This is a genomic window from Frankia sp. CgKIO3 (assembly GCF_977946435.1).
On the sequence record NZ_CDWTMO010000133.1, the window covers coordinates 1 to 11,764 of the forward strand.

12 protein-coding genes and 2 pseudogenes are annotated in these 11,764 nt (G+C 66.9%); 11 read left to right on the forward strand and 3 right to left on the reverse strand.

All coding sequences use genetic code 11. The annotated features are described in order from the left end of the window. The first annotated feature begins 405 nt into the window (after positions 1–405). Positions 406–1,191 carry an alpha/beta hydrolase family protein gene (locus AC08OJ_RS14670; RefSeq protein ID WP_476593485.1) on the forward strand — a complete coding sequence of 262 codons (786 nt, stop codon included), beginning with the start codon at positions 406–408 and terminating at the stop codon, positions 1,189–1,191. Positions 1,192–1,235: 44 nt separating this feature from the next. Beyond that, the gene (locus tag AC08OJ_RS14675; protein WP_476593486.1) at positions 1,236–1,862 is read left to right on the forward strand and encodes an acyltransferase; all 627 of its coding nucleotides are present in this window, start codon (positions 1,236–1,238) and stop codon (positions 1,860–1,862) included. Between the two features lie 94 nt (positions 1,863–1,956). Here the strand turns inward: AC08OJ_RS14675 and AC08OJ_RS14680 are convergent, their stop codons facing one another. Together AC08OJ_RS14680 and AC08OJ_RS14685 are read right to left on the reverse strand one after the other, a co-directional pair. Continuing rightward, a complete protein-coding gene (locus tag AC08OJ_RS14680) occupies positions 1,957–2,703 on the reverse strand; it encodes a glycosyltransferase family 25 protein (RefSeq protein WP_476596005.1) in 747 nt (248 codons plus the stop codon). Between the two features lie 13 nt (positions 2,704–2,716). After that, complete coding sequence (locus AC08OJ_RS14685) at positions 2,717–3,829, reverse strand: hypothetical protein (RefSeq protein WP_476596002.1); 1,113 nt, start codon at positions 3,827–3,829, stop codon at positions 2,717–2,719. 304 nt (positions 3,830–4,133) lie between these two features. On the opposite strand from AC08OJ_RS14685, the gene fxlM reads away from it, so the two are divergent. From fxlM to AC08OJ_RS14715, 6 genes are all read left to right on the forward strand, one after another. Beyond that, positions 4,134–5,429, forward strand: coding sequence for a methyltransferase, FxLD system (gene fxlM / locus AC08OJ_RS14690; RefSeq protein ID WP_476593489.1), 1,296 nt, complete (start codon positions 4,134–4,136; stop codon positions 5,427–5,429). Positions 5,430–5,434: 5 nt separating this feature from the next. Continuing rightward, complete coding sequence (gene fxlA / locus AC08OJ_RS14695) at positions 5,435–5,632, forward strand: FxLD family lanthipeptide (protein ID WP_035958751.1); 198 nt, start codon at positions 5,435–5,437, stop codon at positions 5,630–5,632. A 152-nt stretch (positions 5,633–5,784) separates the two neighbouring features. After that, complete coding sequence (locus AC08OJ_RS14700; RefSeq protein WP_476596003.1) at positions 5,785–6,252, forward strand: lantibiotic dehydratase; 468 nt, start codon at positions 5,785–5,787, stop codon at positions 6,250–6,252. A gap of 8 nt (positions 6,253–6,260) precedes the next feature. Then, on the forward strand, positions 6,261–8,417 hold the full coding sequence (locus AC08OJ_RS14705; protein ID WP_476596004.1) for a lantibiotic dehydratase: 2,157 nt from the start codon (positions 6,261–6,263) through the stop codon (positions 8,415–8,417). Next, a complete protein-coding gene (locus AC08OJ_RS14710; protein ID WP_476593493.1) occupies positions 8,414–8,785 on the forward strand; it encodes a thiopeptide-type bacteriocin biosynthesis protein in 372 nt (123 codons plus the stop codon). Before AC08OJ_RS14705 ends, AC08OJ_RS14710 begins: the two co-directional genes overlap by 4 nt. Continuing rightward, on the forward strand, positions 8,786–10,027 hold the full coding sequence (locus tag AC08OJ_RS14715; protein WP_476593494.1) for a lanthionine synthetase C family protein: 1,242 nt from the start codon (positions 8,786–8,788) through the stop codon (positions 10,025–10,027). 41 nt (positions 10,028–10,068) lie between these two features. On the opposite strand, the gene AC08OJ_RS14720 is transcribed toward AC08OJ_RS14715, so the two are convergent. Beyond that, a complete protein-coding gene (locus AC08OJ_RS14720; RefSeq protein ID WP_476593495.1) occupies positions 10,069–10,221 on the reverse strand; it encodes a hypothetical protein in 153 nt (50 codons plus the stop codon). A 78-nt stretch (positions 10,222–10,299) separates the two neighbouring features. On the opposite strand from AC08OJ_RS14720, the pseudogene AC08OJ_RS14725 reads away from it, so the two are divergent. The 3 genes and pseudogenes from AC08OJ_RS14725 to AC08OJ_RS14735 form a co-directional block, all read left to right on the forward strand. Beyond that, positions 10,300–10,692, forward strand: a pseudogene (locus AC08OJ_RS14725) (thiopeptide-type bacteriocin biosynthesis protein); the annotation flags it as partial. A 232-nt stretch (positions 10,693–10,924) separates the two neighbouring features. Beyond that, positions 10,925–11,356, forward strand: coding sequence for a hypothetical protein (locus AC08OJ_RS14730; RefSeq protein ID WP_476593496.1), 432 nt, complete (start codon positions 10,925–10,927; stop codon positions 11,354–11,356). A 24-nt stretch (positions 11,357–11,380) separates the two neighbouring features. Continuing rightward, positions 11,381–11,764 (forward strand): annotated as a pseudogene (locus AC08OJ_RS14735) (hypothetical protein); the annotation flags it as partial.

Genomic DNA, 11,764 nt, shown 5'->3' on the forward strand with positions numbered 1-11,764 from the left:
GCGAAGCGGTCAGCATGTACACCACCGCGGTGAACACCGCCCGGTCCTCGACCGGGGCGGTCCTACCGCCCTGCGGGCGTGTCTCGAACCGGGGTAGCAGCGGTTCGACCAGCTTCCACAGATCGTCCGGGACCAGCCGCGGAGCAAGGCTGCTCCCCATCACATCCATGATCAGACATGTACCCGGAGCGGCCACGTGAGACACGCTCTAATCCGCCGGCAGCGGCGCGTCGCCGAAGATCGTGCGCTGCTCCCACCTGCTAGCGCAGGCCGGCTGGGTGGGCGCCCGCCAACGGCAGACATCGAAAGGTGGAACGTCGGGCGCGACGGTGCGGTCATCCTGGTCGTAGGAGGAGCGCTGGCTCGGTTGCCGGTGGCCGGAAATATGACAGGGAGCAGCGGAAGATGCAGCGGGTGGAGCTGACGTCGATCGATGGAGTACGGCTGGAGGGCGCGGTGCATGCAGCCGTCGGAGGACAGCACCGGGGGGTGATCATCCAGCTACATGGAATCAACGCAAACATGACCGAGGGCGGCATGTTCGTCCGACTCGCTGATCGACTTGCACACGCCGGCTTTCATGTTTTGCGGTTCTCCTTCCGCGGCCACGGGGGAAGCGGAGGGACCCAGCGTGGCGTGACGATCGCCGGCGAGCTGCTCGACCTCCAGGCCGCGGTCGAGTACGCGGAGGAGCAGTTGCCAGGTCGCCTGTCGATCGTGGCGTCGAGCTTCGGAGCGGTATCGGCCTCGCTCTCGCTGCCCTGGTTGGCCGACCGCCTGAACAGGCTCGTCCTGTGGAATCCGGTACTCGACCTCCGGCGGACATTCCTGACACCGGAACTGCCGTGGGGACGAGAGAACTTCGGCCCCGATCAGCAGAAGCTGCTGTCAGGTCAGGGGTTCCTGGTGCTCGACGGGGAGTTCGAGGTCGGCCGGGTGCTGTTCGACGAGTTTGATCACTATCGGCCGCTGGACTCCCTGATGGCGACCGCTGCACCGGCGCTCGTGGTACACGGCGATCGGGACACCGCGGTCTCGTACGAGATCGCGTGGCAGGCAGCCTGCGCCAGACCCCACACCGAGTTTCACACCGTCGAAGGTTCGGATCACGGCTTCGACACTCGAGAACGAGAGGACGAGGCAGTCGCAGTCACAGTGAGGTGGCTCGTTGGCGACAAGGGCCGAGCATGAACATCGCCTCTCTGTATGCACCGGTGCACATTGAGGAGAGCACCGTGGTGGGCGAGCACTGCGTTTTCGGCTACCCGAAAGAGGCGCGCCTGCGGGCCCAGCAGAAGGGGTCCGGCTCGACCTCGTCCGGGGAACCGGTGGTGGTGGGGGCGCACTGCGTGATCGGTAATCAGGTCGTGGTCCACGAAGGGGTCTGGATCGGCGCGAACTGCGTCATCGAGGACCGCGTGCGGATCGGCTACAACTGCGTGGTCGGCGAACGAACCCGTGTCGCCTATGGAGCGTATGTGTGTGATCGTGTCGCGATCGGCGTGGACGCCTGCGTGGCGGGATTCGTCTGTGACGGCACGACCATCGGCGATCGCTCCACAATGATGGGCGATCTCGTGCACGAGTACGCCCGTCCCCACGAAGGCTGGTGGGAGGTCGACGAGGAGCCTCCGATGATCGAAGCTGACTCCGTGGTCGGCTACGGCGCGAGGGTGGTGGGCGGCGTCCGTATCGGCCCATGCAGCTACGTTGCCGCGGGCGCCGTGGTAACCCGGGGCGTTGCACCGGATCATGTGGTTACGGGCATCAACGTCCACGTTCCGGCCGAGCGGTGGCGAGGACGCCGGCTGCAAGGCTTGATCCGCCACTGGCAGGCTCTGGCGAAGACAGACAGGCTATGACGTAGGTCATCTCAGGCGAAGGGGGCGAGGCGGAGCGACCCTTGTCCTCTGCTGCCCACGGTCGGCCGGATGTGGCCGCTGGGCGACCGCCCCGCTAACGGCGACGGTTCGCCGCCCCCTGTTCTGGCTGCCGGTCTCTGGGCTCGACGAAAGCCGAACGTTCGGTGTCGCTGCCGGCCTCATCCTTGGGGCGCTGGGAGACCAGTGGTGGTTCGAACGCGAGGGCGGTCAGCCGTCGGCGGAACCGGGCGCGTAGATCAGGGCGCGGATGGTCGATGTAGAGCGCGGGCAGGAACTCGTCGACCGGCACGACGGCCTCTTCGATGTGGGCGGCAAGCACTAGGCCGAGACCGGGCCTGGTGAGCAGGTAGCCGAAGGTGCAGTGGCTGTAACCAGGCGAGACGAATCCATCCAGGACCGGCTGGTCGTGGTCGGGTTCGAGGGGGAAGCGGCCGAGGTAGAGCAGGTCGAAGGGGCCGTGGCGGGTCAACTGGTGCAGGCCGGCGAGGAGCTGGTCGAGGAAGGCGTCCGGGATGACGAGGTCGTCTTCGAGGAAGACGATGAATGGTTCGTCACCGGTTTGAGCGGCATGGCGCCAGCAGGCCAGGTGCGCCAGTGTGCAGCCGATCTCGCCGTACTTCAGGGGTCTGGCCCACCAGGGATTGTCGGACTCGATCTGCCAGGGAAGGAGGGTGTAGCCGGCAGCGTCGAGCTGGCTTCGGGTGAGGTTCAGGCCGTCGAAGAGGCCGCGCCAGTCCGAGGTGAACGTCGCCTTGAGCTCCGGCGGAAGCACGTGCGTCATCCGTGCCCGCCGGTCAGGTCGCCGAAGCAGGTTGATCACATAGGTACGAAGATCAGCGGGAGTGATCAATGTGGTGGACTTCCGTTCCGGACTGATCTTGAAGGTAGCGGTCGGAGTTGTCGACGTGCACGGCGAAGGGTTCGTTGTTGCTGCGGGCGAGCAGGAGCAGCGGAGGGACCCGGGTCAGGTCGGCTACATCGGTGAGGCCGCCGATCCGCCGGGCTTCGGTGACCAGGACGAAGTCTGCGTCGTTGACATGCTCGGTGATGTAGCGGGAACTGCGTGCACCGCGCTCGGCCTCCAGTAGGCAACGGGCGGCACCGAGTACCCCGAGGGTGAGGCAGCCTCCGAGCAGGAAGACGGTGGTGCCCTGGGCGAGCGTGAGCCGGGTGAAGACGGCGAGATCTTCCAGCAGTTCGTTGCGCTCGGTCCAGCGTGGACCGAGAACCAGCCCGTTCATGCCGGGTACCACCAGGGGATCGTCCGCGCCCAGCGGATGGGGCTCGAAGAAGAACGGCAGCCGCGGGAGAAACTCGCGGTACTTGGCGTTCCACGGCGGTCCGCCGACGACCACGAGGACATCGGCCTGGGTGTCGAAGTACTCCGAGGGGGCGAAGTCTCGAATCGTCACGGTCGGGGCTAACCGGGCGAATCGGGTCCGCAGGTAGATCAACGTGTCAAGATCCGCGAACTTCGCATAACGGAGGTAGTTACGGTCGGCTGGCGAGGCGTACTCTGGGCGCTCATCCTCGGGGATCTCCGAGCAGGCGATATCGATGCGTGCCCCGTGGGAGAGTCGCCAGAACGCTCTCAGGTCCTCGCCCCAGGGCTCGCCGTGATCGACCGGCGACCGATCCTGTTCAGGGGACGAGATCGTTGCCGGGCTCCTGACCGTCGACGTGACGGTCGATGGCCCGTTCGTCAACAGCATGTAGGCGAGGGTGTCCAGCGCTCGGTCGGCGCGGCGACGAACGGTCTTCGCCGCGCACCTCTGCTGGCGCGCGAGCGACTCTTGTCGCTCGGTGAGCGTTGGGTACCGATGCTCGGCGCTCAGGTTGAAGTCGACCTCGACGCACAGGCGCTCGTCGTCGGCCAGCCCCTCGACGGCTTGCCGGAACGCGGTCACGAGCAGCGTGACCTCCTGCGCCGATGCAGGCTCGCTCACCCTGCCGTCTGCCAGGCGGGCCCGGAGCAGCTCAGGCAGCACGGTAGGAAGCGCGGTGGGGCGAGCCAGGCCATGTCCTTGGCGGAGGCGCTTCAGACTCTCTTTGACCTCATCGACGGACAGTGAAGGGATGACCACCACAGTGTCCAGGATGTGTCCAGATAGTCGGTCGATGACCATCGACACGGGTAGCTGCTGGCCTGGTCGATCGTGATCGTGGCCGGCATTCTTAACCGGACGAGCCAACGAGCCGCTGACGGCCATACGGCTCGCCACCGTACCCGCCGACGACAAGGAAGATCGTGTGACCGACGTGTCTTCACCCGTAGAGCCGAACAGCGACGTCTCCGGCCTCGATCGCGCAGCGCAGCTGCGCAGGAAGATGGTTGACGATCTTCTTGCCGAGGGCACGATCACCTCGCGGCCGGTCGAGGCCGCGATGCGCAAGGTCCGTCGGGAAGCCTTCGCACCGGGGGTGGAGCTGGAGGAGGCTTACCAGCTTTACAACGGAGTAGTTACGAAGCGCGACGACGCTGGAAGTTCTGTGAGCTCGGTTTCCGCTCCGCAGGTCCAGGCGTACATGCTGGAGCAGGCTGCGATCACCCCCGGCATGAGGATCTTGGAGATCGGCTCTGGGGGGTACAACGCTGCCTTGATCGCCGAGCTCGTCGGTCCGGCAGGTCAGGTCACCACGGTCGACATCGACAAGGACGTCATCGACCGGGCGCGCCATCTTCTCGCGCAGGTCGGCTACCCTCAGGTGAACGTTGTGCTCGCCGACGCCGAGTTCGGTGTGCCTGAGCATGCCCCTTATGACCGTATTTTGGTCACGGTCGGTGCGTGGGATGTTCCGCCGGCTTGGGTGGCTCAGCTGGCCGAGGGCGGTCGTCTGGCGGTGCCGTTGCAGCTGCGGGGCCTGTCGCGTGTGATCACCTTCGAGCGAGCCAACGAGTACTTGCTCAGTCGGGCGTCCCGGTTGTTCGGCTTCGTGCCCATCCAGGGTGCCGGAGCGCACCAGACCACGTTGCTGGTCCTACGCGGGGGTGAGATCACCTTGCGTTTCGAGGAGGGGCCCCCGACCGAGCCGGGCCTGCTGGAGGGCGTATTCGACGCGCCGCGGGTGGAGGTCTGGAGCGGGGTCACGATCGGCCGTTTCGAACCGTGGGCCGGTACGCAGATGTGGCTCGCCACCGTGCTGCCGGGCTTCTGTCGCGTTGTGCTGGACAGAAAGCTGGACACGGGTCTGCTCTCCCCACCGGGCAGTCACTCCGCCGCGGTGGCCGTCGTCGACGACGACACCCTCGCCTATGTCACGACGCGCGGTGCGGCGGACTCGGTGGACGTCGAGTTCGGTGTGCATGCCTTCGGTCCGTGCGCGTCCGAGCTGGCCGAACAGGTTGCCGAGCAGCTCCAGGTCTGGGGGCGGGAACACCGCCACAGCTCGCCACAGTTCCGCGTTGACCCCGCAGGCACCGCCGATGACCAGCTGCCGGCTGGCCGCGTCATCGACAAGAAGCACAGCCGGATCACGATCTCCTGGCCGGGAGCGGCGAGCGTTGCGGCCGGCCGGGGTGCAACATCACGCCTAGCAGGAGGATGATCCATATGTCAGAGGTTTCGCTGTCTGGAAGCGCCACGGCGTTGGCTGAACGGCCTGGCGAGGACGACGAGTACACGCTGGATGTACGGGTGCTCGTGGCGTACGGCCCGATCATGGGGGACTGCCCCACCGATGACGGATGCGGCAACACCTGCTCGGGCAACGACAGCTCCTGCAACTCGTTCGCCGACGACCCGTCCTGACCTGTACGGGGGTCGTCGGTGCATTCCCCGACCCACGGCCCCCGTACAGCAGCAGCGCCCCGGGAGGCGGCATGGCGGTGAGATCTCCAGCGATGTACCAGTGGGCCGGTGCAGCACTACTACGTGCGAGCACCGATCCGGGCGGATTGGACTTGCCAGCGGACCTGGACCTGTTCGGTACCGACGCCGTGGAAGAAGGGTCGGCGTGGCTGTCGGCGATGTGGCGGCGCGAGGAAATTCGCGCGGCGATCGCTCAGGCGAGTCCCGCGCTGATTCAGCAGGTTGACACCGTTCTGACCTCCAGTGGTCATGACGTGCGAGCGGTTCGCCGGACCGTGCTTTCCGTAGCGTCCTATCTGCTTCGGTGGCAGCGCCGTCCCACTTCCTTTGGGCTGTTCGCCGGAGTCGCGCTGGCCCGGATCGATGCTGGGGCGAAGGTGCGGTGGGGTCGCGATCACCGGGTCGAGGCCCGGGTTGACGCGGGCTGGCTCGGTGATGTCCTCGCGCGCCTGCAACGGTGTCCGACGCTGCGGGAGCGGTTGTCTGTGGTCGTCAACGGTGCCGGGTTGGTGCGCGGTGACCGCTTCGTAGCGCCCGCGCCGACGCCGGATGGCACATAGCTGACGAGTTGGCGCCGATCGAGGTGTCCGTGCGCCACAGTCGACCGGTCTGCGCCGCGCTGGAGGCCACGCGGAAACCGGTCACGTTCAGCGAGCTACGAACACTGCTCATGGAGCGCTTCCCCAGTGCCCCCGCGCAGCGGATCGACGAGATGCTCACGGGTCTGCTCGACCAAGGGATCCTGCTGAGCAATCTGTCAGCGCCGATGACCTGCCTGGATGCACTCGGCCATGCGTGCGCTCAGCTGGAGGCCGTTGACGCCCACAGCATTCCAGAGGTTAGCGATCTTGTCCGTTCGATGTTCGAGATCCACAAGGAGGTGTCGGCCACCAGCCAGGTTCTCGGGTCAAGGTCGGCCATGATCAAGCAGATGCACGCGCTGAGCGAGGCCGCCGAGGTACCCATAATCGTCGACACGATCCTGGAGTGCGACGTTCACATACCGGACCAGGTCGCCCAGGAAGCCCGCAACGCCGTCCAGGTCCTCTATCGACTCTCACCGTATCCGCTGGGTTATCCCGTCTGGCGGGACTACCACTCCCGGTTCCGGGTCCGTTACGGGACGGGCGCCTTCGTGCCGGTCATGGACCTGATCTCCGACAGTGGCCTGGGAGTTCCGGCCGACTATCTGGGCTCGGCGCGCGGGCGTGCCGCTCGGCAGGTGAGTGAACGTGACGAGAAACTACTGGCGCTGATCCAACGGGCCACGCTGTCCGGCGGCGGCGAAATCGTCCTGACTGATCAGATGATCGAGGAGTTTGCGGTCAGCGATCCGGCCGACGTGCACCTGCCTGCTCGGGTCGAGGTGGCCGTGGAGATCCGCTCCATGTCCGTTGAGGCGCTGGCCCGCGGCCGGTTCACGGTGGCGGTGACCGGCACGCCACGGCCCGGCAGCAGCATGGCTGGCCGCTACGCCCACCTGCTGCCAGCGGACGGCCGCGACCTGATCGCGGGCACCTTCGCTGCGGCCGGCACCGACGCGATCCCCGCGCAGCTCTCCTTCGCCCCGCGTAAGCGGCGCAACGAGAACGTCGCGCGCACGCAGCAGCTCCTGACACACATGATCCCCGTGGCCGAATACCCCGACGGCGACGAACGCCTGATCCCCCTGACGGACCTCGCGGTCAGCGTGGACGACCGCCGCTTCTACCTCGCCCAGATCTCCACCGGCCGGTACGTCGAACCGCGGGTCGCCCACGCCCTGGAGGCCGGCGTGCACACCCCGCCGCTCGCGAGGTTCCTTGCTGAGATCACCACCGCCCGAGCCGCCGTGTACAAGGCATTCCGCTTCGGCGCGGCGGCACAGCTTCCCTACCTTCCACGCGTTCGATACCAGCGCACCGTGCTGTCTCCGGCACGGTGGCTGCTAGCGGCCGGTGAACTTCCCGGCCGCGGCGCCTCGACGGCCGAGTGGGACGCCGCGCTGGAAGACTGGCGCAGCCGGTGGCGGGTTCCCGGCCATGTCGCGATGGTGGAGCACGACCGGCGGCAGCCGGTGGACCTCGGCCACCCGCTTCACTGTCTCCTGCTGCGCACCCGGCTGGAACGCGCCGACCGCCTGGAACTGCGCGAGACGTCGACCCTGGAAGACGTGGCCTGGCTGGGGCGTGCCCACGAGGTGCTGATCCCCATGGTCTTGGACCCGCAGCCCACCACAGATCCCGGGCCAGGCATCAGCACACGGCGAGTCGTGGCCGTCGACGCCGGGCATCTCCCCGGCGAGTCCACGGTCGTGTCCGCGCACCTGTACGGGCATCCGGCGCGCGTCGAGGAACTCCTGACGCAACACCTTCCCCACATGATCGACGCCTTCGGCGTCCACAGGCCGCGCTGGTGGTTTCGGCGGAACCGCGAAATGCGCAGACCAGAGATAGACCAGTACCTCGCCGTATACCTCTGGCTATCGGAGCCCTCCGCATACGGCTCTGCCGCCGCATGCCTCGCCCGGTGGGCCGACGATCTGCGCCGACAACACCTGCTCGCGCACGTCTCGCTCACCACCTATGACCCCCAGTCGGGACGTTACGGACACAGCCCAGCCCTGGGCCACGTCCAGGACGTCTTCGCCGCCGACTCGGCCTGCGCCATCGCCCAGATCAGCGCATCCATCCGCGCAGGCGTGCATCCCCAGGCCCTGGCCGCTGCCCGCTCGACCTGGCAGTGATCTACGCCGGGTCCCCACAAGACGGGCTGGACTGGCTGATCCGCGAACTCCGCCAAGAACACGGAAGGCTGGACCCCGCGCTACGGCAACAGACACTCGAACTAGCCGACCCGCACGGCAGTTGGACGCGGCTGCAATCCCTGCCCGGCGGACGCGATGTCCTGGCCGCCTGGGGCACCCGCGCCAGTGCGCTGGCGGCATACCGAGATGCCCTCGCTGACCAACGCGACCCGATGCCGGTCCTGCGATCGCTCCTGCACCTGCACCACAATCGCGCTGTCGGTGTCGACCCGGCTGTCGAACGAGCCACCGGCCGGTTCGCACGGGCCTGCGCGCTGCGCCACACCGCCCACCGCATGGAGACATGAGTGGCGACCTCAACGAGCACCCCTCCGGGAATCGCGCAGACCGTTGATCTTTACGCCGCGCGGCTAGTTCTGCCCGAGCCCCCGCCCGAGAGCGAACCCTGGGCACCGCAGTCCCTCACGAAAGGCAGCGCGGGCATCGTCCTGCTCCACATCGAACGCGCCCACGCCGGGCTCGGCACCTGGCAGCAGGCCGACCGCTGGATCCGCAGCGCGGTCGCCGCGCCGGCCAACATCACAGACAACACCGGCCTGTACCTCGGCGCCCCAGCGATCACCTTCATGCTGGACGCCGCGGCAGGAAGCGACCCGAGCCGCTACCGCGGCGCCCTCGCCGCCATCGACGGGCACGTCGCCGCGATCGCCCACCACCGAGCCGACGCAGCCATGGAGCGCATCGCGGCCGGGAGACTGCCAGGGTTCCGCGAGTACGACGTGTTTTTCGGTCTGACCGGGATCGGCGCGCTGCTACTGCGTCGCGCTCCCCAGGGCAGCGCAATGGAGCGGGTTCTCGCCTACCTCGTCGCCTTGTCTAAGCCGCATCGGATCGACGGGCAGATGCTGCCGGGCTGGTGGGTCAACCACGATCCGCACCGCCGCGCCTCCCCTGCCTACCCCGGTGGGCACAGCAACTTGGGCCTCGCTCACGGGATCGCCGGGCCGCTGTCCTTGCTCAGTCGGGCGATGCGGCGTGGTGTCGTCGTCGACGGACAGCACGATACGATCATAAACATCTGCGCCTGGCTCGACGCCTGGCAGCAGGACGGCGAAGCCGGACCCTGGTGGCCGGAATGGATCACTCTGCCCGACCTGCGTCAGGGCAGAACAAGCCAGCCCGGCCCGGCGCGTCCCAGTTGGTGTTACGGCACTCCCGGGCTTGCCCGCGCGGGCCAGCTCGCGGCGCTCGCTCTCGGCGACGGTCGCCGCCAGCAGAAGTATGAACAGGCGCTTTTCCAGTGTCTCAACGATCCCGTTCAGCTGAGGCGGATCAAAGACGGTGGACTGTGCCACGGTTGGGCCGGTGTGTATCAGACAGTCTGGCGCGCAGCTCACGATGCCACAACACCGGCACTTGCCGACCAATTGCAGTGCTTGGCTGACAACCTGGTTCGATTAGCTGACTTCGAGCCCGTTGCCGGCCCCGGGCTCCTGAACGGGACAGCCGGCACGGCCCTCACCCTGCACACTGCCGCGCACGCTGTCGCGCCGCGCTCTGGGTGGGATGCGTGTCTACTGATCGACTGACACCCGGAGCAACGGAAGAAGAAAGCGGAACCGAAGGCGCCTCACTCGTCGACAGGGATGTCGAGCATGCCGTTCTGAAGCTGTTGACCGGGATACCGCTGAACGAGGCCGCCGGAGACGAGCGCATGAAGCCAGCGGAACTGGCTGAGGCCGCCGCCATCTACCAGCGGTCCGGACGACAGGCCCTTCACCAACAGGTCGCCTCCGACTGATGGCAGATCTACATCGAGTTCACCGACTGGCACGCCGCCGAACAGGCCGCTGCCCGTTACATCGCGCCACTACTCCATCGTGCCGGAAACTGCGGCATCGTCGCTGCATGGTGGTTCATGCGGAAATATCCCTGCTGGAGGATTCGCCTCCGACCAGGACCAACCGGAACTGTGATGAAGGCAAGCACCGCGGCCGCCCTCGATGAGCTCGTCACCGAGGGCAGGATCGCCCGATGGTGGACAGGAACATACGAGGCAGAGACAGCGGCTTTCGGCGGCGGGGTCGGCATCGACATCGCCCACAGGCTGTTCTGCGCTGACAGCAACTCCATCATGAATTTGAGCCGTAATCCCGACGCCGAGCTCGGCCGACGTGAACTATCGCTGCTCCTGAGCACCTGTTTGCTGCGCGCAGCGGGCTTGGAATGGTACGAACAAGGCGACGTCTGGCACCGGGTCACTCTGGAACGACCCCTGCCCGCCGACGTCCCCACCTCGAAGCTGACGGCGATGATCAGCGACCTCAAACGGTTGATGCTCGTCGACACGACTCCGGACGGGCCGCTGCTGCACGCAGACGGTCCTCTCGCCTATGCGGCGGGCTGGGCCGATACCTTCCCGGCAAGCCGGGAAGAGCCTCGGCAGCGCAGCTCGTACGGGCACGCTGGAGCGGGGCCTCCGAGACGTGGCAAGCTACCTGACGATCTTTCACTGGAACCGCCTCGGATTGCCAAGCCGAACACAGAGCACGCTGGCCTGGGCGGCGCGTGCCGCCATCCTGGGCCCGCCCACCGGAGCGACCAAGCCCCTGCCAGCGATGCGACGTATCGGGACAACGATGCAGCGGGGGCGGCCGACATTGACGGTCGATGGCGACGCGGAACGCGCCGTGGCCCGTTTTCCTCTTGTCGAGCAGCACCGATTTCGTTGCACAGACCTCGAAGCTCGGGTGCGCAGCGTACGCGAGTGCGCGGAGTCCTGCCACGAGCCGACCGACCCCCACGACCGAATCAATCTCGCTTGCACGGTGTGGAACCTGTCGGCGTTGATTGCGGCCGACTGCGGTGTTCCCGACCTCGCAGTTGACCTGTGCCGACGCCAGTTCCTCATATTCTAGGCCGCACTGCCGCTATCTGGCAGCGTGATCATAGCCGCGCTACAGCCGCTGGTGAACCTGACCCGTCTTACCCGCCGGGCCGGAAATCCCGGCGGTGCCCACCACGAGCTGAACGAGATCGAACGGGCAGCCCGCACAGGCAGCGACGCCCTGATCAACGGCGAGCGCATCTCCTTCCGCGGATTCATCACGGCGGATAGCGAGTACCAAAAAGCCGCTCAATGGATGCGCGCCGTTATGCTCGACGATGGCACCCGAAACCTGGTGGCCGCCGGCCGCTGGGAAGAAGCAGCAGCGCACGCAGCACGATACGACGATGCCCAGGAAATGCTCCGCGAATCCCGCCAGGAACGCATCATCGCCCACGTCCGCAGCGGGCACACCGATCCGGCACTAGCCTCAATGCCG

Bases quoted from the DNA above. Each gene is read 5' to 3' on its own strand.
- AC08OJ_RS14670 (WP_476593485.1), top strand. From the start codon at position 406: ATGCAGCGGGTGGAGCTGACGTCGATCGATGGAGTACGGCTGGAGGGC.
- fxlA (WP_035958751.1), top strand. From the start codon at position 5,435: ATGTCAGAGGTTTCGCTGTCTGGAAGCGCCACGGCGTTGGCTGAACGG.